The sequence below is a fragment of the Burkholderia sp. BCC1972 genome (assembly GCF_905339605.1).
Taxonomy (GTDB): Bacteria; Pseudomonadota; Gammaproteobacteria; order Burkholderiales; family Burkholderiaceae; genus Burkholderia.
Map to the genome: position 1 here is coordinate 1 of NZ_CAJPGH010000032.1, position 22754 is coordinate 22754.

Here is a 22754-nt window from a genome sequence, read left to right on the forward strand (position 1 = left end):
TCTTTTTATGTTCAGGACGCTCTTGAGATCTACACGTGGTGATGGATCTCGGTGGTCGCCTTCCACACGAGGAACAGGCCGCCGGACAGCAGGATCATGTCGCGCCACGAGAACGCATGGTCGAACAGCGTGAACACGGGTTCGGTGAGGCTCGCGATCCATGCGACGCTGCCGAGCAGCGCGAGGCGCATCACCAGCGCGAGCGCGATGCCGAGGCGTTGCGTGCGAGCGCGCTGCGCTTCGGGCAGCTTGTTACTGAGGATCGAGATGAAGATCAGGTTGTCGATGCCGAGCACGACTTCCATCACGACGAGCGTCAGGAGCGCAGCCCAGACGGCGGGATCGACGGCAAGCGTCAGCAGGTAGTCCATGAAATGGGCCGATACGAAAGTGGAAAGCCTGATGATAGGCCGCCCCGAACTTCGAAAAAATCAGAGAGAATCTGACTTTAGGTTCGGTTTTTACGATATATCGATCCGATGCTCAATTTTCGACATCTGTACTATTTCTGGGTCGTCGTGAAGGAAGGCGGCTTCGCGCGCGCGGCCGGCCGGCTCGACATGGCCGTGCAGACGATCAGCGCGCAGGTGCGCGAGCTCGAGAAATCGCTCGGGCACCAATTACTGCGCCCGGCCGGGCGCGGTGTCACGATGACGGACGCGGGCCAGGCCGCGTTTGCGCGTGCGGAGGCCATCTTCGAGATGGGGCGGCTGATCCCCGACGAAGTGCGCGCGGCGGCCAGCCGGCCGACCGTGCGGCTCGCGGTCGGGCTCGCGGACGGCATCTCCAAGCTCGCCGCGCATGCGATCCTGGCTCCCGTGCTCGACACGCCCACGCTGCGGCTCCTGTGCCACGAGGGCGAGCACGATGCGCTGCTCGCGGAACTCGCGCTGCATCATCTCGATCTCGTGCTCGCCGGCCAGGGGGCGCCGTCGGGGTCGAACCTGCGCGTGACGAGCGAGCGGCTCGTCGCGTCGCCGGTCGACTGGTACGGCCCCGCGGCACTCGTCACGCCGGCCGCGCGGCAACGCTTTCCGCAGTGCCTGGCCGACCTGCCCGTGCTGCTGCCGACCGTGCATTCGGCGCTGCGCGCCCGCCTCGACCTGTGGCTGGAAGGCGAACGGATCGTGCCGCGCGTGGCCGGGGAATTCGAGGACAGTGCGCTGATGGCCGTGTTCGCGGCGCGCGGCCTCGGCGTGTTTCCGCTGAGCGAACTCGGCGCGAACGATGCGTCGCTGCTGCGCGGGTTGCGGCGGCTCGGGCGCGCGGGCGACGTGACCGAGGAGATCCACGCGATCCGCTCGCGGCGCGGCGAACATCACCCGCTGGCGTCGCAATTGCTGGCCGCGGCGCGCGTTGCGCCGGCCGACTGAAGCGAGCGCGACATCAAACGAAACTATAATGACGCCCCGGCCTTACGAGATGTGCACGCGCATCATCGCGGGCACCGCCATTGCGCGACCTCTCGCCAAGCCTTCTGAAAGACGCCATGCACAACCGATTTCGCCTGTTTTCCGTTTCGTGCGCGCTCGCTGCCGCGGCCGTGCTGGCGGCGTGCTCGTCGCCGCCCAAGCCGATCTACCAGCAGGAACAGTTCGACGCGACCAGCAGCCCGTATGCGCATACGTTCCACTCGAAATCCGACGCGGCCTGCGAGGCCGCGCGGCGCGCGCTGCTGAGCCAGGGCTATGTGGTGTCGTCGTCGCGCAACGACGCGGTCGACGGCAGCAAGAATTTCCAGCCGAGCAACGACATGCACGTCGTGATCGAATTTCACGTCGTGTGCGCGGATGCGAATGCCGACGGCACGTCGAGCATCGCGTACGTGAACGCCGTGCAGGACCGCTACACGCTGAAGAAGTCGAATACGTCGGCCAGCGTGGGCCTGAGCGTGTTCGGCTCGCTGTCGCTGCCGATCGGGTCGAGCGACGATGCGCTCGTCAAGACCGCGAGCGAGACGATTCCGGCCGGCGTGTTCTATGAGCGCTTCTTCAATCTCGTCGACCATTTCCTGAAGATCGACCCGGCACGCCGCGATCGCGCCACAGTGAAGGCTGCCGAGAAGGAACCCGTCGCGCCGCTGCCCGAACCCGCGCCGACGCCGCAAGGCGAGCCGATGAAGATGACGACGCCGGTCGTGCCGACGCCGCCCGCGGCGCCGGTCCCGCTGTCGGTGCCGGGCGTCGCGCCCGAATCGGGTGCGACTGCCGTGCCTGCCGCGGCGTCGGCTGCGACGCATGCTGCCGCGCCGGCAGCGGCTGCCGCACCGGCTTCCGCACCTGCATCGGCTTCCAGCCCGGCGGCGCCTGCCGCCGCGGCATCGACGCCCGCCGTTTCGGCACCGGCCGCTGCCAAGCCGGCCTCGTCCGTGCCCGCGCCTGCGTCCGCAACCTCCGCACCCGCTTCGGCGTCCGCACCATCGAGCACCTCGCCCGCGCCTGCCGCCGCCAACCCGGTTGCATCGTCGGCGCCGTCCGGCGCGAGCGCACCGGCCGCGAACTGACCGGCTCCGCCGTCCCGTATCGTCGCGCCCGGCCGCACGCGGTACAGCGCGACGATACGCGCTCCCTGCGCATCATTCTCCAAAGCGATTTCCGCACTTCCGGCCGGGCCGCGCAGTGCCGACGGAGAAATTACGCCGACGCGACGCGCCACACCATGCGCAGCCGCTGCCCGCGGCGGCCGCAACCCGAGCGTCACTGACCGCCCGCGATTTGCCGACCGCCCTGCTCGCTTGCGCAGCGATTTACCGCAACGTCGCGCGCAGCGTCTGCAGATGCTCGACGGACGCCGTCACGCCACCGCAGACGATCACCGCGATGTCCGACGCTTTCTCGAGCACGGGCACCGGCCGCTCGAGCGCGGCCAGCGCAGCGCCGCATGCGGGTTCGACGACGATCCCGTGTTCGTCGAGAAACCGCAGCGATGCGGCCACCGCGTCCGCATCGGACACGACGACGGGATGGATCTCGTGCCGTGTCGCCCATTCGACCGCCGCATCGCACGGCCGCTTCGCGCCGAGCGATGTCGCGATGCTCGCGATCGCGGCCAGTTCGACCGGGCGCCCCTGCGCAAGCGACCGCGCATAGCAGTCGGCGCCTTCCGTTTCGACCGCGACGACCGGCACGTCGTGCCAGCCGTTGCGCGCCAGCCCTTCGAGCACGCCGCACAGCAGCCCGCCGCCGCCGACCGCGAGCACGACCGCAGCGGGCTTCGGTCCGGCCGCCGCCATCTCGTCGATCATCGTCGCGTGGCCCTGCCACAGCACGGGATCGTCGAACGGATGGACGAACGTGTCGTGCTCGCCGAGCGCCGACTGCGCAAACGCGTTCGCCTCGGCCCAGCTCGCGCCATGCACGACCACTTCCGCGCCTTCGACGCGAATCCGTTCGCGCGCGCGGGCCGATGCGCTTTCCGGCACGACGACAAGCACCGGCACGCCGAGTTCGCGGCCGCAATACGCGACCGCGATACCCGCGTTACCGCCCGACGACGACACGAACCGCCGCGCGCCGGCCGCGTGCCGCGCTTCGCAGACGGCACCGATGCCGCGCAGCTTGAACGAGCTCGACGGCTGCAGCGCATCGAGCTTCAGGCGGATGGTGCGGCCGAGCCGGCGGGACATGATTTGCGAGCGGACATAAGGGGTCGGGATATGAAGCGGCATGGGACGGGGCGCAGTAGGAACGGACGACGCGCACGCGACTCGCGAGCAAGCGCGTGCGGCAATGACGGTCATCGTACGGCAGGCTAGTCATGCTTTCCAATACCATCGAATAGCGTTTGATATGCTTGTCAGGTATATCTGCAAACCGGAGCGAACACCGCATGCGCCAGATCGAACTGCGTCACTTGCGCTACTTCGTGGCCGTCGCGCAAGCCGGCAGCGTGATGGCCGGCGCCCGCGCGGCCGGCATCGTCCAGCCCGCGCTGTCGCGGCAGATCCGCGAACTTGAGGACGCGATCGGCACGCCGCTGCTGGTCCGCCGCGCGACGGGCGTCACGCTCACGGCGGCCGGCGCGAGCTTCGTGAAGGATGCGACCGGCCTGCTCGCGACGCTGCAGGACAGCCGCGAACGCGCGTTGCGCAGCGCGGCCGGCCAGCTCGGCGAACTGCGGCTCGGCGCGCTGCCGAACTGCCTGCCGCTGCCGATCGTCGCGAACGTGCTCAAGGCGTTTCGCGACGCGTGCCCGGACGTGAAGCTGTCGATCGCGCCGATGCTGTCTGCCGAACAGGCGAGCGCGCTGATGCGCGGCCAGCTCGACGCCGGGATCATGGCGTGGCGTCGCGACGAGGCGCCGCACCTGTCGGGCGTGCGGCTGCTGAGCGACCGCTTCGTGCTCGCGATGCCCGCGCCGCCGGGCCGCCGCTTCGATGCGCCGCGCACGCTGGCCGACGTCGCGGACGAACCGTTCGTCTGGTTCGACGCGCAGCGCTCGGCCGCGCACCACCGGTTCCTGATGGCGCAGTGCCAGCAGGCCGGCTTCACGCCGCGCATCGCGCAGGTCGGCAGCGACATCCCGACGCTGATCGGCCTCGTCGCGGCCGGGATGGGCTGCGCGTTCGTTCCGGAAAGCGCGTCTCCGACCTGCCCGCACACGGTCCGGCTCGTCGCGCTCGACGAGCTGGCGAGCCGCTTCGATATCGAATTCGTGTTCGACGGCGCGGCGGCGGCACCGTCGCCGATCGTCGCGCGGTTTCTCGCGGCCGTGCGCAATGCGGCCGGCGAGACGAGATGATCGTGAGCCCTGTGCCGGGTCCGGCTTCGGGTCGGGACAAGCCTGCCGTGCTGGCAAAAAATCTTTCAAAAGCCGACGATTCACATTGCGGCCCCGGAATTTTCAAATTGGCACCAAAAACGGTCGTTTAACGCCGATTCGAATTGCCGCGGGCCGAAATATACTGCGCCCGCATCCAACCCTCGTGCCAAAGAGAGGATGCGTTTCCGCCCCGGTCACGGTCCCCCTGTGGTCGGGGCTTTTTTGCTTTGGTGCCTTGCCTGAAAGGGTTTCCGGCCCTCGCGCAATTCCGGCTCTACGTGATGGAAGGCGCCGGGACGACGAGCCCGAGCGGGATGGCGGCACGTCGCCGGGCAACGTCCGGCGTGTCATGCCGAACGCCCCTCCTCCCGCCGCAACCCGCCTCCGAATCGCGACCGCATGGCGGACGGATCCGTCGCCTGCATTACCAATACCTTTCACAAAAGACACCGTCGCTAGCCAACCGCGCCGGCACACCGCCCACGGGCCTCTCGAGCGCACGGCTCACCGTCCGCATTGTTGACATGAAATCAAGATAATTTCGTCAGCGCGCAGCTTTTTCCGCAAAAGTAATGCAGGCACACTTCGCCCTGTCCGCAACGGTCCCGTGCCGTTGCCCCTCGACTACAGGAGCCCATCGCGTGAACGCCACGACATCTTCTCCTTCCCGCCCGGGCGGCAGCGCCGCGCTGCCGCTACTGGCGCTCGCCGCCGGTGCGTTCGGCATCGGCACGACCGAGTTCTCGCCGATGGGCCTGCTGCCCGTGATCGCCGACGGCGTGCATGTGTCGATTCCGCAGGCCGGCATGCTGATCAGCGCGTATGCGATCGGCGTGATGGTCGGCGCGCCGCTGATGACGCTGCTGCTCGCACGCTGGTCGCGCCGCTCGGCGCTGATCGCGCTGATGTCGATCTTCACGATCGGCAACCTGCTGTCGGCCGTCGCGCCGGACTACACGACGCTGCTGCTCGCCCGCCTCGTGACGAGCCTCAACCACGGCGCGTTCTTCGGGCTCGGCTCGGTGGTCGCGGCCAGCCTCGTGCCGCGCGAGAAGCAGGCGAGCGCGGTGGCGACGATGTTCATGGGCCTCACGATCGCGAACGTCGGCGGCGTGCCGGCCGCGACCTGGCTCGGCCAGATCATCGGCTGGCGCATGTCGTTCGCGGCAACCGCGGGCCTCGGCCTGATCGCGATCGCCGGCCTGTTCGCCGCGCTGCCGAAGGGCGAAGCCGGCAAGATGCCCGACCTGCGCGCCGAACTCTCGGTGCTGACGCGCCCGGTCGTACTCGGCGCGCTCGCGACGACGGTGCTCGGCGCCGGCGCGATGTTCACGCTCTACACGTATGTCGCACCGACGCTCGAACACCTGACCGGCGCGACGCCCGGCTTCGTGACCGCGATGCTCGTGCTGATCGGCGTCGGCTTCTCGATCGGCAACATCGCGGGCGGCCGCCTCGCCGACCGTTCGCTCGACGGCACGCTGATCGGCTTCCTGCTGTTGCTGATCGCGACGATGGCTGCGTTCCCGCTGCTCGCCAGCACGCACGTCGGCGCCGCCGTCACGCTGCTCGTGTGGGGTGTCGCGACGTTCGCGGTCGTACCGCCGCTGCAGATGCGCGTGATGCGCGCCGCTCATGAAGCGCCGGGCCTCGCGTCCGCCGTCAACATCGGTGCGTTCAACCTCGGCAATGCAGTGGGCGCGGCTGCCGGCGGTGCGGCGCTCTCGGCCGGGTTCGGCTACGCGGCGGTGCCGCTTGTCGGCGGGCTGATCGCCGCGGCCGGACTTGCGCTCGTCATGCTGCAGGTCGCGCAGCGCCGCCGCTCGCCGGCTGCCGCGAACTCGTAAGCGCGGGCAAGGCCCGGACTGCCGAGGCCCGTTCCGCACGCATTTTTACGGCCGCGCGATTGAACTGCACCCCAAAGGGTGGACCTGGATCCAACCTTCGGGGTGTTTTTCATGACGAAATCCGACGAACGTCTCCGACGGCTCGATCAGCGCCCTGCGGCAAACCCGCCGAAGAACGCACGGGCGTTCGCGTCGAGGCTGTCGAGGTGATAACCGCCCTCCTGCACGATCACCGTCGGCACCCCGAGCGCGCCGATCGCGCCGCCGAGCCGCCCGAACCCGTCGGTCGTGACGGCAACCTGCGATTGCGGATCGTCCTTGTAGACGTCGAAGCCGAGCGCGAGCACGAGCGCGTCGGGCTGGAATCGCGCGAGGGCACGCAATGCGTCGTCGAGCCGCTCGAAGAATGCCGATTCCGGCGCACCGTGCGGCATCGGCAGGTTGAGGTTGAAGCCGTCGCCGGCACCCGCGCCCGTCTCTTCCTCGTAGCCCGCGACGACCGGGTAGAAGTTGGTCGGATCGCCGTGGATCGATACGTACAGCACATCGTCGCGGCCGTAGAAGATCTCCTGCACGCCCTGCCCGTGATGCATGTCGGTGTCGAGGATCGCGACGCGACGATGGCGACCGAGCAGCGCTTGCGCGGCGATCGCCGCATTGTTCAGGTAGCAGAAGCCGCCGGCTGCATCGCGGCGCGCGTGATGGCCGGGCGGCCGGCACAGCGCGTAGGCCGCGCGCGCGCCGTCGTTGACGTCGGCCGCGGCCGCGAGCGCGTCCTGCGCGGACCAGTACGCGGCGCGCCACGTATTCGCGCCAACCGGGCAGCTGCCGTCGGCGAGATAGCGCGCGGCTTTCGCGAGCACGCCGCGCAACGGGTTCGGGTCGCGCACGAACACATTCGACATCACTTCGTCGCCCCAGTCGTCGGGCATCCGCTTCCAGTCGCGATGCGCCTCCTCGAGAAAGCGCAGGTAGTTCATGTCGTGCACGGCCGCGATCGGCGCGGTGCCGCGGTCGGCCGGTTCGCGCACGTCGAAGTCGAGCGCGCGCACGGCCGCGACGAGCCGCGCCGCGCGTTCGGGCACTTCCTGCGGTTCGCGCATCCGGCCGCGCGACAGATAGCTGCGCGGATGGTGCAGCAGTTGTTCGGGATGGAAATAGGTTTTCATCGTTCGTCCTCGTCAATTCCCCGCGTCACGCGTCGTGCGTGGCGGCCGCCGCCTCGACGCGCGCCGCGATGCCTGCGCGCGCCAGCACCGCATGGAGCAGCACGTTCGTGCCGCGCGTCACGTCGTCGGGCAACGCGTCCTCGGCCTCGTTGTGCGACAGGCCGTCGACGCACGGGATGAACACCATCGCGGTCGGGAAACGGCGCGCGAGCAGGATCGCGTCGTGGCCGGCGCCGCTGACGATCCGCTCGTTCGTGTAGCCGAACGCTTCGGCCGCCTGCGCAACCAGTTCGACGCAGCCGCGGTCGAACGGCGTCGCCGGGCTGCGCCAGCAGGTGTCGATCGCGACCTGCACGCCACGCACGGCGGCAATACGTGCGCACGCATCGCGCAGGTCGCGCTCCATCGCATCGACTTCGGCATCGTCGTGATGGCGCAGGTCGACCGTGAACGTCAGGTCGCCGGCAATGGTGTTGCGCGACGCATTGCGGATCCCGACCTGCCCGATCGTCGCAAGCCCGCGCGGTGCATGGCCGGCGACGATCCGTTCGAGTTCGAGCGCGATCTGTGCGCTCGCGAAATACGCGTCCTTGCGATACGGCATCGGCGTCGTGCCCGCATGCGCGGCCACGCCCGTCACGGTCACGTCGAGCCAGCGGATCGCCTGCCCGCCCGTGACGATGCCGATCGTCGTGCCGTTCGCCTCGAGCACGGGCCCCTGTTCGATATGCGCTTCGAAATACGCGTCGACCGCCCCGCCCGTCGCACGCGTGCCGCGATAGCCGCATGCGTCCAGTGCGGCGCCGAGCGTGACGCCGTCGGCGTCCTGCTTCGCAAGCGCTTCGTCGAGCGGCAACGCGCCCGTGAACACGGCCGACCCGAGCATCGCCGGCGCGAAGCGCGCGCCTTCCTCGTTGGTCCAGGACACGATTTCGAGCGGCTTGCCGGTCGCGATGCCCGCGTCGTTCAGCGTGCGCACGAGTTCGAGCGCGGCGAGCACGCCATAGACGCCGTCGAAGCGGCCGCCTTCCGGCTGCGTATCGAGGTGGCTGCCGATCAGCACGGGCGCCGCATGAGCATCGGCGCCGTCGCGCCGCGCGAACAGGTTGCCGACTGCATCGACGCTGACCGTCATCCCTGCGTCGCGGCACCATTGCGCGAACAGGTCGCGCCCGCGCCGGTCGTCATCGGTGAGCGCGAGGCGCCGCACGCCGCCGCGCGGCGTCGCGCCGACGCGCGCCATGTCGGCCAGGCTCTGCCACAAGCGGGCGCCGTCGATTTCCAGCAGGTCTTTCATGTGCACTCCGGATGAATTCGTTCGTTGAGGTTCAGTGCGAGCCGAGCGCTTCGGCAGCGGCCGGCCGCGCTGCCCGGCGCGCGTCGAGCGCGACGATGCAGAGCAGCGAGATGCCGGCGAGACTCGTGTAGAACACCGCGAGCGGCCACCACTGGCCGGCGAAGCGATGCGCGAGCCACGTGCCGACGAGCGGCGTCAGGCCGCCTGCGACCGCGCCGCAGATCTGATACGCGAGCGAGATCGCCGAATAGCGCACGTGGGCGGGAAACACGTCGCTGACGAAGCCCGCGATCACCGAATAGAAGCCGGCCATGCAGACGACCGCGAGCGCGATGCCCGCAATCAGCGATGCGGACGTGCCGCCCTGCACGAGCATGAACATCGGATACGGCGACAGCATCGCGAGCAGCGCCGCGAGCTTCAGGAAGCGCGCGCCGCCGATCCGCTCGGCGGTCCAGGCGGCGATCGGCTGCGCGATGAACTGGATGATCGCAACCGCGAACAGGCTGTCGAGGATCAGCGAACGCGAGACGCCGACGTACTGCGTCGTGTACGCGATCATGAACGTGTTCGTGAAATAGACGCCCGCGATGCCGATCGTGTTCGCGCCGATGCAGAGCAGCACGAGCCCCGACGCCGAACGGAACACTTCCGCGACCGGCAGCTTCACCGTGCGGTTGGTTTCCTTCACGCGCGCGAATTCCGGCGACTCGTTCACGCCGAGCCGGATCAGGATGCCCACCACGAGCAGCACCGCGCTCGCGAGAAACGGCAGGCGCCAGCCCCACGCGAGGAAGTCGGCCTTGTCCATCGACGTGACCGCGCGGAACGCGATCAGCGACAGGATCAGTCCGGCCGGGCTGCCAAGCTGCGCGAACGATGCGAAAAACGTGCGGCGCCCCTGCGGCGCATGCTCGCCGGCCATCAGCACCGCGCCGCCCCATTCGCCGCCGACCGCGATCCCCTGCACGACGCGCAGCGCGACGAGCAGCACCGGCGCGAGGATGCCGACCTTCGAATAAGCGGGCAGCAGCCCGACGCAGACGGTCGCGACGCCCATCATCATCAGCGTCGTCATGAGTGCCTTCTTGCGGCCGATGCGGTCGCCGAGATGGCCGAAGATCACGCCGCCGAGCGGACGCGCGAAGAAGCCGACCGCGAACGTCGCGAACGATGCCATCGTGCTGACGAACGGGTCGTGCGACGGGAAATAGAGTTCGCCGAACACGAGCGCGGCGGCGGTCGCGTAGATGTAGAAGTCGTACCACTCGATCATCGTGCCGATGAACGCGGCCGTCGCGGCGCGTGCCGGCTGGCGGGCGGAAGGAAGGGACTGGGTCATGCGGGCTCCTGACGCGCGCCGCGGCGGGGCGACACGCAATATCGGGTGATGGCCGTCTGTCGCGGCCTCGCGCCGCACGCTGCGGCGCCCCTCCTTTATCGGCGGCCGCAAATCATTAGTCAAATTTCAAGTTATTATTCTCTGTATAAATTCAACTAATGACTGCCTCACGCCTCGCCCGGAGACCAGATGCGCCCCGACCTCGCCCCATTCCTGAACGACCGCCTCGACTGGAACCTGCTGCGCACCTACCTGGTGATCATGCAGGAGCGCAGCGTGAGCCGTGCGGCCGCGCGCCTGCACGTGACGCAGCCGGCCGTGAGCCAGGCGCTGCGGCGGCTCGAGGAGACGCTCGAGCGTCGGCTGATCGAGCGGCGCGGCGCACACTTCGCGCCGACGCCGGCCGGCGAAGCCGTGTACCGGATCGCGAGCGACATCTACGGCGGCATCTCGCGTCTCGAAACCGAAATCGACGACAGCACGGCCGACCTGACCGGCTCGATCCGGCTGCTGACGGTGAGCCGCATCGAATCGCCCGTCTACGACGAGTTCCTGGCGGAATTTCATCGCGCGTATCCGCGCATCGACCTGCAGATCGAAGTGATGCGCTCGTCGGACATCCTGTCGTCGCTGCTGCAGAAGACGGCCACGGCCGGGCTCGGCCTGTGCCGCACGCCGCACGACAAGCTGGAGATGCGCTGTTTCCTGCGCCAGCGCTATGCGATCTACTGCGGCCGCCATCACCGGCTGTTCGGGCAGACGCAGTTGCGGATGGACGACCTGCTCGCAGAGAACTTCGTGTCGTTCACGAGCGACCAGATCGGCGACAGCCTGTCGCCGCTCACCGTGTTCCGTGACCAGAAGGGCTTCACGGGCCGCATCGTCGCGTCGTCGCCGAGCCTCGAGGAAGTGCGGCGGCTGATCTTCGCGGGCTACGGAATCGGCTGCCTGCCCGAGCACATCGTGCGCGACGACATCGCGCAGCAGCGGCTGTGGCGGCTGCCGCCCGACGACGGGCTCGTCGACGTCGACGTGTTCCTGCTGTGGCATCGCGACCGCAAGATGAATGCGGCCGAGCATGCGTTTCTCGACGCGATGGAGCGCTGCATGCAGCGCTATTCGCTCGCGGAACGGCTCGGGAAATGACGGCGCGCATGCGCCGGCGGAAGGCGCCGGGCGCACGCGGTCCGGCCCGTCGGCAACGTCAGAAGCGATGCACGATGCCGAGCTGCACGCCGCGCGCATTCGCGCCCGGATACGCGAGCGGCAAGCCGGGGTTCGCTGCGCCGGCGAGCGTGTAGCCGGCCTGGTTGCGGTTGCGCAGGTACGACAGCGCGCCGTAGAAGCTCGTGCGCTTCGACAGGTCGTACTCGTACATCAGCCCGAGCTGGTCCGCATTGTTGCCTTGCGACGACTGGTCGTGCAGGTACGCATAACCGAGCGCGACAGTGTTCGCCGGGTTGAGCTGGTATTTGACCGACAGCCCGTACACGCGCGAATCGATGCCGAGGTCGGCCCACTTCACTGCCGAAAAGCCGCCGTACACGGTGGCCTTGCCGATCTCGTACGATGCGCCGGCCATGATCGTGCGATCGGTCGTGGTCGCCGTCGCGTTCTTCAACCACTGCCCCGCGACGAACGCGCCGAACGGCCCGTGTTCGTAGGTCAGGTCGAACTGCTGGCTGGAGCCGGCCGAGCGCACGCCGCCCGCATCGCCGAACCCGAAGTACAACCCGCCCTGGAAACCGGCGATCTCCGGGCTCTGGTACGACAGCGTGTTGCTCGTGCGGAACGCGAACACGGTCAGGTTGTCCATGCCGGACGCCTGCGTGACGCCGCCGAACGCATCCTGCCCGCCCTGGTCGTTGAACAGCGGCGAATTCTGCCGGCCCGCGCGCACCTTGCCCCACTGCCCTGCGATGCCGACCCACGCCTGCCGGTTGAACAAGCTGCCCGCACTCGCGAGCGAGCCGTTGTTCGGGTTGAAGCCGTTCTCCAGCGCGAACTCGATCTTCTGGCCGCCGCCGATATCCTCGCCGCCCTTCAATCCGAACCGGCTGCCCCACTGGCCACCCGAGTTGAGCGCCGCCGTATAGCCGTTACCCGTATTCACGACCTGCGCGAATTCGTCGATCACGCCGTACAGCGTGACGCCGTCCTGCGCGAGCGCGGTTCCCGATGCGGCGAGGCACGCGGCTGCGACCGTCGTGCGAAGACCGGCGTGCACCGGCCGCGCTCGGCAATCGCTGCCGTGCGCTTCAATATATTTAGTCATACTATTTAATAAACGAAGAATGAAACGATGCCGGGCGCGGCAATCACGCCGTACCGGTATCGCGGGAATGGGAATCGGTCGGGTCGGCCCGGCGCAGACGGCGCCGGGCTCGACGCTCAGGCCGGCAACGCGCCGGCCCGATGCGCGAGATGCGCGGTCAGTGGTGAACTTCGCCGCGTTCGAGCGGCAGGATCAGGCGTTCGGGAATGCTGCGACGAGACGCACGCGCGCCGATGTAATACAGCACGGCCGGCACGATCAGCCCGAGGATCCACGAGATGTCGGTACCGCCGAGCGCATCGACGAGCGGCCCCGTGTAGATGTGCGTCGACATGAACGGCAGCTGCACCAGGATGCCGATGACGTAGATCGCGATCGCCATCACGTTCCAGCGGCCGTAGCGGCCGTCCGGATCGGACAGCGCCGGCACGTCGTAGCGCGAGCGCGTGAAGCAGTAGTAGTCGACCAGGTTGATCGCGCTCCACGGCGTGAAGAACGCGAGCAGGAACAGGATGAACGCGGTGAATTCCTTCAGGAACGAATGACGGCCCGCGAGCGCGATCAGCGTCGACACGCAGATCATCCCGAAGATGTACACGAGGCGGCTCTTCGACGACACCGCGCCCTTGCCGCGGAAGCCGCTGACGATCGTCGCCATCGACATGAAGCTGCCATACGCGTTGAGCGCCGTCACGGTCACCTTGCCGAACGCGATGCTGAAGTACAGCAGCGCGGCCACGGCGCCCGTCGAGCCGAGCCCGACGATATACGACACTTCATGGTGCGCGAACTGGCTGCCGGCCAGCGCGGCCGCGAACACGCCGAACACCATCGCCGCCTGCGCGCCGATCACCGAGCCGAGGCCGACCGCGAGGAACGTCGCGACCGACGACGTCGAGCGCGGCAGGTAGCGCGAATAGTCGGCGACGTACGGGCCGAACGCGATCTGCCACGACGCGGACAGCGACATCGACAGCAGGAAGCTCGCGAGCGAGAAATGACGGTTGGCGAGCAACGCGCCGACGTCGTGGTTCGCGAACAGCTGCGCGAACATGTAGACGAACGCGACGATGCCGACCACGCTGGCGATCCGGCCGACGAAGTGGATCGCGCGGTAGCCGAACACGGTCAGCACGACGATCACGGCCGCGAACAGCAGGATGCCGGCTGCGTCGTCGACGTGCAGCAGCTGTGCGACGGCCTGCCCGGCCAGCACCGAGCCGCTCGCGGAAAAACCGATATACATCAGGCACACCAGGACGATCGGGATCATCGCGCCGTATACGCCGAACTGCACGCGGCTCGAAATCATCTGCGGCAGCCCGAGCTGCGGCCCCTGCGCGCCGTGCAGCGCCATCACGGCGCCGCCGACGAGCTGGCCGAGCAGCAGCGCGACCAGCGACCAGAACACGTCGCCGCCGAGCACGACCGCGAGTGCGCCCGTGACGATGGCCGTGATCTGCATGTTCGCCGACAGCCACAGCGTGAACTGGCTCAGCAGGCCGCCATGGCGCTCGGAATCGGGAATGAAGTCGATCGAGCGTACCTCGATCAGTCCGCCGGCTTTTCCACTGGAATTCGTTGACACGGGTCAATCTCCAAAATACTCAGGACCACACATGGTTTGAACGGGACAGGATGCTGCGAGCCGCCCTTTCGGCTCTGCGGGTGCGGGGCGCCGTGGATCGCCGGCATGCGCCACGCACGCACGGTCAGCACGCTGGCGCGCAAGCGGCACGACGTGTGCCGACATTGCCAGCGGATGATCTTGTATATACAACTTGCGAGATATCGGTAATTACCCGGAATCGACCGATTTTCGAAATCGTCCGAGCAAGCGTCGCGCAGGCGGGCCATTTCGCCGCCAGTCGGGCATCGTGAAAACGAAAGGTCAGGTACCGGCCGGTGCTGCCTGGTCAGGCTCGGCCGTCATGTCGCCGGCGGGAAACAGGTTCAGCATGCGCCGTGCGGCTTCGACGTCGCGCGTGTGCAGCCATTCGTCGTAATCGTCGCTGCGCAGGATCACGACGCCGCGCTTCTCGTCGCCGGGCCGATGCATTCGCGCGAACAGCGGATGAGCGTCGGCGTTCACCGTGAGCATCGTCATGCCGATGCATGCGCGCCCGTCGCCGTCTTCGTAGCGGCGCCAGATACCGGCGACGCAATACGGCTGCCAGCCGTCGATGCCGATCCGGTGCCACACGTTGCGGCCGGTCTCGTAGCACGGCTCGCAGATCCAGCGCACCGGGATCAGGCAGCGCTGGCCGCTGCGCCAGGCATTCGCGTAGAGACGCGACGTGCCGACCGTTTCCGTGCGCGCATTCACCGTGTCGAGCTTCTTTTTCTTCCGGCCGTGCTCGTCGAGCCGCTCGGGCTGCATGAATTTCGGCCAGAAGCCGAACACGGCCGCCACGACCGCGAGACCATTGCCGTCGGCGCAGGCGACGGGCGCCGCGTAATCGGGATACACGTCGGGTGCCCACGGGTCGCGACGATACAGATCGCCGATGCCGATCTTCAGTTCGCTGATGCCCGGGTCTTCACCGGGAGCGCGGTAGTGAGTGCACACGGTCGGGCGGACGATGGACGCAATGTCTCCATCGTAGATCAGCGCACATGCAGGGACGGCACTATCGCTTTGTATGACGAAACAGTTTTACAAACCGACGACGACCCGCGCGCCGGCCGCTCGATGCCGTCGCGCGCAGCCCGTTGCGCGTCAGACGAGCCGGTCCGATGCGACGACGTGAACGCCCGGCCGCGCGTCGATCGCGGCATCGACCAGCGCACGCGCGATCCGCGACGCGGGGTTCACGCGCCACTTCGCCGGCAGCACCGGCCCGAGCGCGTTCAGCGCAAACACGAACAGCCGTTCGCCGAACCTGAATTCATCGCGGCTGCCGCCGATCAGGCCCGGCCGCACATAGGTGAGCGATGCAAACCCGACGCCGGCCAGTGCCTGCTCCACCTCGCCCTTCACGCGGTTGTAGAAGATACGCGACGCGGCATCCGCGCCGAGTGCGGAATTCAGCACATAGGTCGGCGTGCCGTGCCGGTGCGCGTGGCGCGCGACCGCCAGCGGATAGTCGCGATCGACGCGCCGGAAGGCCGCCTGCGAGCCGGCGGCCCGCATCGTCGTGCCGAGCGTGCAAACGACCGCATCGGCCTGCCACCAGTCGGCCGCGTCGGGCAACTGGTCGAAATCGACCTCCAGCGCGCGCATCTTCGGATGCGGCGACAGCGGCCGGCGCGCGAGGACGACCACCTGATCGACCCGCGAATCGGCAAGCGCGACTTCGAGGACGTGGCGCCCGACGAGTCCGGTCGCGCCGACAAGCAGCAGTTTCATGTCCGCTTCTTCCGTGTGAAGCCTGCGTTGGCGGGCCCGATGCGGCCCGGTTTCCGGCTATCGACATGATCGTCGGCTGGCGCAGCGCCGGCAACCCTCCCCTCGTCTCGAAAAATTACGGCGCCATCAGGTGGGGGCCGGCGCGATGGAATGCGGCTTGGCTGGCGTGACATGCGCACCGGTCCGCGTGTCGCGCGCATTCACGCATTGCGCGGCGAGTGCATGGTCATCGAATGTGCCGCCGCCGCAGCACGAATCGGCATGGACGGCCCAAGCGCCGCCGATGCGTGCGTGACGCATCGGCAGCGCCTGTCAGGCTTGCCCGTCAGATGTGCAACGCGTGGCCGAGCGCACGCAGTGCGGCTTCCTGCAGCGCCTCGCCGAGCGTCGGATGCGCATGGATCGTGCCGCCGATGTCCTCCAGCCGCGCGCCCATCTCGAGCGACTGCGAGAACGCCGCGGCGAGTTCCGACACGCCGCGCCCAACGGCTTGCCAGCCGACGATCAGGTGATTGTCGCGCCGCGCGACGACGCGCACGAACCCGTCGGTCGCCTGCAGCGTCATCGCGCGCCCGTTCGCCGCGAACGGGAACGACGCGCTCTGGCAATCGACGCCGGCTGCATGCGCATCGTCCGGCGACCAACCGGCCGTCACGATCTCGGGATCGGTGAAGCACACGGCCGGGATCGACGCCGGCACGAACTGGCGGCGCCGGCCGGCAATCAGCTCGGCGACCATCTCGCCTTGCGCCATCGCGCGATGCGCGAGCATCGGCTCGCCGGCAACATCGCCGATCGCCCACACGTTGCGCATCGACGTCCGGCATTCGTCGTCGATCCGCAGCGCGCGGCCGTTGCGATCGAGCTGCAGCGTCTCGAGCCCGAAACCGTCGACGCGCGGCCGGCGGCCGACGGCCACCAGCACGCGATCGGCCGGCAGCACCTGCTCGGCGCCGTCGGCAGCCTGCACGCGCACCGCGCCGTGCTCCGCCAGCCCGAGCACCTTGTGGCCGAGCCACAGCCTGACCCCGAGCCGTGCGAGCGAATCGGCCACCGGCCGCCCGAGTTCCGCATCGTACGCAGGCAGCACGCGGTCGGCCGCTTCGACGATGCTGACGTCGACCCCGAGCTTGCGATAGACGGTCCCGAGTTCGAGCCCGATATACCCGGCCCCGACGACGACCAGCCGCTTCGGCAGCGTCGCGGGCGACAGTGCCTCGGTCGACGACACGACGTGCCCGCCGAACGGCATCGTCGGCAGCGCGACCGGCTCGGAACCGGTCGCGAGCAACAGGTGTTCGCAACTGATCCGCACCGAATGGCCGCCGGTGACGACATCGACGGTCTTGCCGTCCACCACGTGTGCATCGCCATGCAGCACGCGCACGCCGTTCTTCTTGAGCAGCGCGCCGACGCCGCGCGTCAGCCGGTCGACGATGCCATCCTTCCACGCGACGCTTTTCGCAATGTCGATCTCGGGCGTGCGCACGCGGATCCCGAGCGCGCCCTCGCCCGCATGACCGCACGCCTGTTCGAACGCGTCGGCCACGTGGATCAGCGCCTTCGACGGAATGCAGCCGATATTCAGGCACGTGCCGCCGAGCCGTTCGCGCTCGACCAGCACGGTCGGGATGCCGAGCTGGCCGGCGCGGATCGCGGCGACGTAGCCGCCCGGGCCGCCGCCGATGACGAGCAAGGTGGTGTGTTCGTTCTTCATCGCGCTCACTCCACGAACAGCAGGGCCGGGCGTTCGAGCACCGCGCGCACGGCCTGGATGAATTCGGCCGCGTCCGCGCCGTCGACGACGCGATGATCGAACGACGACGACAGGTTCATCATCTTGCGCGCGACGACCGCGCCGTCGCGGATCATCGGCCGCTCGACGATCCGGTTCACGCCGACGATGCCGACCTCCGGATGATTGATGACCGGCGTCGACACGATGCCGCCGAGCGCACCGAGGCTCGAGATCGTGATCGTCGAACCGCTCAGCTCGTCGCGCTGCGCGCGGTTCGCGCGCACTGCATCGGCGAGCCGTGCGATTTCCGCCGAGATCGACCACACGTCGCGCGCTTCCGCATGCCGCAGTACGGGTACCGTGAGGCCGCCGTCCGTCTGCGTCGCGACGCCCATGTGCACCGCACCGTAGCGCGTGACGACGCCCGCTTCGTCGTCGAAGCGCGCGTTGATCTGCGGGAAGTCGCGCAGCGCGATCACCATCGCGCGGATCAGCAGCGGCAGCGGCGTGAGCTTGCCGCGCGTATCGCCGTGGCGCCGGTTCAGTTCCGTGCGCAACGATTCGAGCTCGGTGACGTCGATTTCCTCGACGTAGCTGAAGTGCGGGATGCGGCGCTTGGCTTCCTGCATCTTGCGCGCGATCGCACGCCGCAAGCCGATCACCGGCACGTCCGTTTCGTCGTTGCGCTCCTCGTAGCCATGCGTGTGCGACGCACGCGCCGCGCCACCGCCGGAGCCCGCATATGCGTCGAGATCCGCATGCAGGATCCGCCCTGCTTCACCGGTGCCGCGCACATAGCGCAGCTCGATCCCCATGTCCCATGCGCGCTGACGCACGGCCGGCGACGCGAGCGGCCGTTCGCCCGGCGCGAGCGCCGCGCGCGGCTGCGTCGTAGATTGCGCCGCACGACGCGGCTCCGCGGGTGCGCGCTGCGGCGCGGGCCGGGCGGGCGGTTCGGCCGGCACCTCGGCCGCCGGCTTCGACGGCGCCGCCGCGACCGCGACCGGTGCGGTTTCCACCTTTGTTTCTCGCACCGGTGCGCCGGCCTTCAGGTTGCCGCTGCCTTCGACCTCGAGCCGAATCAGCTCGCTGCCGACCGCCATCATCTCGCCGATCCGGCCGCCCAGTTCGAGCACCTTGCCCGTCACCGGCGACGGAATCTCGACCGCCGCCTTGTCGGTCATCACGTCGGCGAGCGGCTGGTCTTCCTTGATTACCTGCCCGACTTCCACATGCCAGGCCACCAGCTCGACCTCGGCAATCCCTTCGCCGATATCCGGCATCTTGATGACATGAATCCCCATCTCACGCCTCCATCACGCGTCGCAACGCTTCACCGACCCGGGTCGGGCCCGGAAAGTACGCCCATTCCTGCGCATGCGGATACGGCGTGTCCCAGCCTGTCGTGCGCTCGACCGGCGCTTCGAGGTGATAGAAGCAGTGCTCCTGAACCAGCGACACGAGTTCCGCGCCATAACCGCAGGTGCGCGTCGCCTCGTGCACGACGACGCAGCGCCCGGTCTTGCGCACCGACGCGACGACCGTGTCGAGGTCGAGCGGCCACAGCGTGCGCAGGTCGATCACCTCCGCATCGATGCCCGTCTCCTCGGCCGCGGCGAGCGACACGTGCACGGTCGTGCCGTACGTCAGCACCGTCACGTCGCTGCCGGGCCGCACGATGGCGGCCGTATCGAGCGGCACCGTGTAGTAGCCCTCGGGCACCGCGCTCGCCGGATGCTTGAGCCACGACGTGACCGGCCGTTCGTGATGACCGTCGAACGGCCCGTTGTACAGCCGCTTCGGCTCGAGGAAGATCACCGGGTCATCGTTTTCGATCGATGCGATCAGCAACCCTTTCGCGTCGTACGGATTCGACGGCATCACCGTGCGCAGCCCGCACACCTGCGTGAACATCGCCTCCGGGCTCTGGCTGTGCGTCTGGCCGCCGTAGATGCCGCCGCCGCACGGCATGCGGATCGTCATCGGCGCGGTGAACTGGCCGGCCGAGCGATAGCGCAGCCGCGCGCCTTCCGACACGATCTGGTCGGACGCAGGGTAGAAATAGTCGGCGAACTGGATCTCGCACACGGGGCGCAGCCCGTACGCGCCCATCCCGACCGCCGCGCCGACGATCCCGCCTTCTGAGATCGGTGCATCGAACACGCGCGACTTGCCGTATTTGTTCTGCAGTCCTTCGGTACAGCGGAATACGCCGCCGAAGTACCCGACGTCCTGCCCGAACACGACCACGTCGCTGTCGCGGCCGAGCATCACGTCCATCGCGGAGCGCAGCGCCTGGATCATCGTCATCGGCTGCGTCGCCGTACCTGTCTCGTGTTGCGCCATGATCATGCTCCCAGTTCCTGGCGCTGACGGCGCAGGTGCGCGGGCAGCTCCTTGTACACGTCGTCGAACATCGAGGCCGGCGATGGAATCCGGTCGTCGGCCAGCGTCCCGTATTTCTCCGCTTCCTTCTGCGCGGCGATCACCTCGGCTTCGAGCTCGGCCGTCAGCGCGTCGTGCGCGCTGTCCGACCAGATGCCCTTCACGATCAGGTGACGCTTGAAGCGCTCGATCGGGTCGCCGAGCGGGAAATGGGACCAGTCGTCGCTCGGCCGGTACTTGGTCGGGTCGTCCGACGTCGAGTGCGCCCCCGCACGGTAGGTGACCCACTCGATCAGCGTCGGGCCGAGATTGCGGCGCGCGCGTTCGGCCGCCCAGCTCGACGCCGCGTAGATCGCGAGGAAATCGTTGCCGTCGACGCGCAGCGACGCGATCCCGCAGCCGACGCCGCGCCCGGCGAAGGTCGTGCCCTCGCCGCCCGCGATCGCCTGGAACGTCGAGATCGCCCACTGGTTGTTGACGACGTTCAGCACGACCGGTGCGCGGTACACGTGCGCGAACGTCAGCGCGGTGTGGAAGTCGGCTTCGGCCGTCGCGCCGTCGCCGATCCACGCGGACGCGATCTTCGTGTCGCCCTTGATCGCCGACGCCATCGCCCAGCCGACCGCCTGGATGAACTGCGTCGCGAGGTTGCCGGAAATGGAGAAGAAGCCGGCTTCGCGATCCGAATACATCACCGGAAGCTGACGGCCCTTCAGCGGGTCGCCCTCGTTCGACATCAGCTGGCAGATCATCCGCTCGAGCGATACGTCGCGCGCGATCAGGATGCTCTGCTGCCGGTAGGTCGGGAAGCACATGTCGCCGTCGCGCAGCGCCATCGCGTGCGCGGTGCCGATCGCCTCTTCGCCGAGGCTCAACATGTAGAAGGAGATTTTCTTCTGGCGCTGCGCGATCATCATGCGCGCGTCGAAAATGCGGGTCTTGAGCATCGCGCGCAGCCCGGCGATCAGTCGCGCATCGTCGAGATCGGGCGCCCACGGGCCGACGGCCTTGCCGCTGTCGTCGAGCACGCGCACCAGGCTGCGGGCGAGGTCGGCGGTGTCTGCCGCGGCTACGTCGATCGGCGGGCGGCGGACTGCGCCGGCCGGCGATAGATGCAGATAGGAAAAATCCGTCTTGCAGCCCGGGCGCCCGGTGGGCTCCGGCACATGCAGACGCAATGGCTCTGACAGGCTCATCGTGTCGTCTCCACGCTCGATTGTGTCTCACGCTGATTAGGAACGCGCGGCCGGTTGCCGGCCTGCGCGCGGGCTGACGCGCGGATAAGCACGTCAACCTTGGAAATCTATGCCTTGCGGCGCCGGACGTCGATGTCCAAGCCGCTCGATTGCAGTGAGCAGATTTGCCATGTCGGGCGCGGGAGGGAGGCCCGGCGGGCCTGTCCCGGCTGGCGGCCGCTCGATGCCATGCTGCGCTGCATCGAGCGTTGACGGGAATGGGCAGACAATGAGCGTGCCGCAGCCGGTGGCGGCCAGGTCGGACGAATCTCGAGCTTGCCCGGGGGGATACCTCCCCGCCTCCGGGCAAACTTCGGGTTCAGTGTCCTTGTGCAGGTGTGAATACGCCGCGAAAGCGCATCTTCCCCGACGCGAGGCGGTCGTAGGCTTCGGTCGCGTCGTCCAGTGCGAATGTCTCGACGATCGGCTTGACCCGGCCTTTGGCGGCAAGCTCCAGCACTTCGCTCAGATAGCGCAAACCGCGATGCGTGGAGCCGATGACCTGCTGACGCATCATGTGGAACGGCTTGCGCGCCGACGCGATCGAGAACGGCTTCGTGAAGTCGAGCCCGCAGAGGATCACGCGGCCGTCGACCCGCAACCCGGCCATCGCTTCCTCTGCAGTACTGAATTCGTTGGTCGTGACGAGCAGCACGTCTGCGCCGCCTGCCTCGCGAAGTTCTTCGCCGTTCGCGACGACCTGGTCCGCGCCCAGCCGGATCGCCAGTTCGCGCTTGTCCTCGGAGTGCGTGATCGCGATGGTCTCGAAACCGCAGGCCCGCGACAGCTGCAGCGCCACGTGTCCCAATCCGCCGATGCCGAGCACGGCGACCTTCTCATGCGGTTGCGGCGCCGCGTCGCGCAAGCCGCTCCACGTCGTGTAGCCGGCGCACATCATCGGCGCGGCATCGACATAGGTCAGTCCGTCGGGCAGCAGCACCGTCCCCTCGGCCGCGACGGCGATGTACTCCGCATGTCCGCCCTGCGCAGCAAACCCGGTGGTCCGCGGCGCGTCGCAGTTCACGGCCGTCTGACCGGAAAGCGGACGATTCTCGCGACAGTACGCGCAGCGCCCGCATGCGGACTGCACCCACGTCGTGCCGATCCGGTCGCCCACCTTGCGCGCATGGACGCCGGCACCGACTTCGACAATTTCGCCGACGACCTCGTGGCCGGGTGTCTGCGGGTAAATGTCGCCGCCGTAACCTTGCGTTGCCCAGACATCCGTGTAGCACATCCCCGACGCATGAACCTTCACCAGCACCTGCCCCGGCCCGGCTACCGGCACCGGCACTTCCCACACTTCCCAGGGGCGATTGGCGCCGGTCATCACGACCGCCTTCATCTTCATTGCTT

Annotated in this window: 18 protein-coding genes and 1 pseudogene; 5 read left to right on the forward strand and 14 right to left on the reverse strand. The window is 68.2% G+C overall.

Annotated elements, in window-relative coordinates; genetic code table 11:
• Positions 1-32 precede the first annotated feature (32 nt).
• A pseudogene (locus U5798_RS31890) lies at positions 33-371 on the reverse strand (TerC family protein); the annotation flags it as partial.
• A 108-nt stretch (positions 372-479) separates the two neighbouring features.
• Here U5798_RS31890 and U5798_RS31895 point away from each other — a divergent pair.
• Together U5798_RS31895 and U5798_RS31900 are read left to right on the forward strand one after the other, a co-directional pair.
• Positions 480-1373 (forward strand): LysR family transcriptional regulator, encoded by an 894-nt coding sequence (locus tag U5798_RS31895; RefSeq protein WP_322084314.1) that lies wholly within the window; start codon positions 480-482, stop codon positions 1371-1373.
• Between the two features lie 116 nt (positions 1374-1489).
• Complete coding sequence (locus U5798_RS31900) at positions 1490-2503, forward strand: DUF2242 domain-containing protein (RefSeq protein WP_322084315.1); 1014 nt, start codon at positions 1490-1492, stop codon at positions 2501-2503.
• 243 nt (positions 2504-2746) lie between these two features.
• On the opposite strand, the gene U5798_RS31905 is transcribed toward U5798_RS31900, so the two are convergent.
• Complete coding sequence (locus U5798_RS31905) at positions 2747-3667, reverse strand: pyridoxal-phosphate dependent enzyme (protein ID WP_322084316.1); 921 nt, start codon at positions 3665-3667, stop codon at positions 2747-2749.
• A 161-nt stretch (positions 3668-3828) separates the two neighbouring features.
• Here U5798_RS31905 and U5798_RS31910 point away from each other — a divergent pair, with 161 nt between their 5' ends.
• Positions 3829-4740 carry a LysR family transcriptional regulator gene (locus tag U5798_RS31910; RefSeq protein ID WP_322084317.1) on the forward strand — a complete coding sequence of 304 codons (912 nt, stop codon included), beginning with the start codon at positions 3829-3831 and terminating at the stop codon, positions 4738-4740.
• 662 nt (positions 4741-5402) lie between these two features.
• The gene (locus tag U5798_RS31915; RefSeq protein ID WP_322084318.1) at positions 5403-6608 is read left to right on the forward strand and encodes an MFS transporter; all 1206 of its coding nucleotides are present in this window, start codon (positions 5403-5405) and stop codon (positions 6606-6608) included.
• 146 nt (positions 6609-6754) lie between these two features.
• On the opposite strand, the gene U5798_RS31920 is transcribed toward U5798_RS31915, so the two are convergent.
• From U5798_RS31920 to U5798_RS31930, 3 genes are read right to left on the reverse strand one after another with little or no spacing between them, the layout of a single operon-like run.
• A complete protein-coding gene (locus U5798_RS31920; RefSeq protein ID WP_322084319.1) occupies positions 6755-7777 on the reverse strand; it encodes a histone deacetylase family protein in 1023 nt (340 codons plus the stop codon).
• Between the two features lie 25 nt (positions 7778-7802).
• On the reverse strand, positions 7803-9074 hold the full coding sequence (locus tag U5798_RS31925; RefSeq protein ID WP_322084320.1) for a Zn-dependent hydrolase: 1272 nt from the start codon (positions 9072-9074) through the stop codon (positions 7803-7805).
• A 31-nt stretch (positions 9075-9105) separates the two neighbouring features.
• The gene (locus tag U5798_RS31930; RefSeq protein ID WP_322084321.1) at positions 9106-10416 is read right to left on the reverse strand and encodes an MFS transporter; all 1311 of its coding nucleotides are present in this window, start codon (positions 10414-10416) and stop codon (positions 9106-9108) included.
• A gap of 189 nt (positions 10417-10605) precedes the next feature.
• Here U5798_RS31930 and U5798_RS31935 point away from each other — a divergent pair, with 189 nt between their 5' ends.
• On the forward strand, positions 10606-11562 hold the full coding sequence (locus U5798_RS31935; RefSeq protein WP_175842843.1) for a LysR family transcriptional regulator: 957 nt from the start codon (positions 10606-10608) through the stop codon (positions 11560-11562).
• A gap of 58 nt (positions 11563-11620) precedes the next feature.
• Here the strand turns inward: U5798_RS31935 and U5798_RS31940 are convergent, their stop codons facing one another.
• The 9 genes from U5798_RS31940 to U5798_RS31980 all read right to left on the reverse strand — a co-directional run bounded on the left by U5798_RS31940 (position 11621) and on the right by U5798_RS31980 (position 22749).
• Positions 11621-12691, reverse strand: coding sequence for a porin (locus U5798_RS31940; protein WP_322084322.1), 1071 nt, complete (start codon positions 12689-12691; stop codon positions 11621-11623).
• A 157-nt stretch (positions 12692-12848) separates the two neighbouring features.
• Complete coding sequence (locus tag U5798_RS31945; protein ID WP_322084323.1) at positions 12849-14279, reverse strand: cytosine permease; 1431 nt, start codon at positions 14277-14279, stop codon at positions 12849-12851.
• A 303-nt stretch (positions 14280-14582) separates the two neighbouring features.
• Positions 14583-15260 (reverse strand): SOS response-associated peptidase family protein, encoded by a 678-nt coding sequence (locus U5798_RS31950; RefSeq protein ID WP_322084324.1) that lies wholly within the window; start codon positions 15258-15260, stop codon positions 14583-14585.
• Between the two features lie 150 nt (positions 15261-15410).
• The gene (locus U5798_RS31955; RefSeq protein ID WP_322084325.1) at positions 15411-16040 is read right to left on the reverse strand and encodes an NAD(P)H-binding protein; all 630 of its coding nucleotides are present in this window, start codon (positions 16038-16040) and stop codon (positions 15411-15413) included.
• 325 nt (positions 16041-16365) lie between these two features.
• Complete coding sequence (gene lpdA, locus U5798_RS31960) at positions 16366-17757, reverse strand: dihydrolipoyl dehydrogenase (RefSeq protein WP_322084326.1); 1392 nt, start codon at positions 17755-17757, stop codon at positions 16366-16368.
• Between the two features lie 5 nt (positions 17758-17762).
• Positions 17763-19082: a dihydrolipoamide acetyltransferase family protein gene (locus U5798_RS31965; protein WP_322084327.1), complete on the reverse strand. Its 1320-nt coding sequence runs from the start codon at positions 19080-19082 to the stop codon at positions 17763-17765.
• Between the two features lies 1 nt (position 19083).
• Positions 19084-20124: an alpha-ketoacid dehydrogenase subunit beta gene (locus U5798_RS31970; RefSeq protein ID WP_124454145.1), complete on the reverse strand. Its 1041-nt coding sequence runs from the start codon at positions 20122-20124 to the stop codon at positions 19084-19086.
• 2 nt (positions 20125-20126) lie between these two features.
• Entirely contained in the window at positions 20127-21359 is a 1233-nt protein-coding gene (locus tag U5798_RS31975) for a 3-methyl-2-oxobutanoate dehydrogenase (2-methylpropanoyl-transferring) subunit alpha (protein WP_124454032.1), read from the reverse strand.
• Between the two features lie 358 nt (positions 21360-21717).
• Positions 21718-22749 carry an alcohol dehydrogenase catalytic domain-containing protein gene (locus U5798_RS31980; protein WP_221623695.1) on the reverse strand — a complete coding sequence of 344 codons (1032 nt, stop codon included), beginning with the start codon at positions 22747-22749 and terminating at the stop codon, positions 21718-21720.
• Between the last annotated feature and the right edge of the window lie 5 nt (positions 22750-22754).

What these genes read in the sequence shown, in the direction of transcription:
- U5798_RS31895 (WP_322084314.1), top strand. Translation starts at nt 480, where the DNA reads ATGCTCAATTTTCGACATCTGTACTATTTCTGGGTCGTCGTGAAGGAA.
- U5798_RS31900 (WP_322084315.1), top strand. Translation starts at nt 1,490, where the DNA reads ATGCACAACCGATTTCGCCTGTTTTCCGTTTCGTGCGCGCTCGCTGCC.
- U5798_RS31905 (WP_322084316.1), bottom strand. Translation starts at nt 3,667, where the DNA reads ATGCCGCTTCATATCCCGACCCCTTATGTCCGCTCGCAAATCATGTCC.
- U5798_RS31910 (WP_322084317.1), top strand. Translation starts at nt 3,829, where the DNA reads ATGCGCCAGATCGAACTGCGTCACTTGCGCTACTTCGTGGCCGTCGCG.
- U5798_RS31920 (WP_322084319.1), bottom strand. Translation starts at nt 7,777, where the DNA reads ATGAAAACCTATTTCCATCCCGAACAACTGCTGCACCATCCGCGCAGC.
- U5798_RS31925 (WP_322084320.1), bottom strand. Translation starts at nt 9,074, where the DNA reads ATGAAAGACCTGCTGGAAATCGACGGCGCCCGCTTGTGGCAGAGCCTG.
- U5798_RS31930 (WP_322084321.1), bottom strand. Translation starts at nt 10,416, where the DNA reads ATGACCCAGTCCCTTCCTTCCGCCCGCCAGCCGGCACGCGCCGCGACG.
- U5798_RS31935 (WP_175842843.1), top strand. Translation starts at nt 10,606, where the DNA reads ATGCGCCCCGACCTCGCCCCATTCCTGAACGACCGCCTCGACTGGAAC.
- U5798_RS31940 (WP_322084322.1), bottom strand. Translation starts at nt 12,691, where the DNA reads ATGACTAAATATATTGAAGCGCACGGCAGCGATTGCCGAGCGCGGCCG.
- U5798_RS31955 (WP_322084325.1), bottom strand. Translation starts at nt 16,040, where the DNA reads ATGAAACTGCTGCTTGTCGGCGCGACCGGACTCGTCGGGCGCCACGTC.
- lpdA (WP_322084326.1), bottom strand. Translation starts at nt 17,757, where the DNA reads ATGAAGAACGAACACACCACCTTGCTCGTCATCGGCGGCGGCCCGGGC.
- U5798_RS31965 (WP_322084327.1), bottom strand. Translation starts at nt 19,082, where the DNA reads ATGGGGATTCATGTCATCAAGATGCCGGATATCGGCGAAGGGATTGCC.
- U5798_RS31970 (WP_124454145.1), bottom strand. Translation starts at nt 20,124, where the DNA reads ATGGCGCAACACGAGACAGGTACGGCGACGCAGCCGATGACGATGATC.
- U5798_RS31975 (WP_124454032.1), bottom strand. Translation starts at nt 21,359, where the DNA reads ATGAGCCTGTCAGAGCCATTGCGTCTGCATGTGCCGGAGCCCACCGGG.
- U5798_RS31980 (WP_221623695.1), bottom strand. Translation starts at nt 22,749, where the DNA reads ATGAAGATGAAGGCGGTCGTGATGACCGGCGCCAATCGCCCCTGGGAA.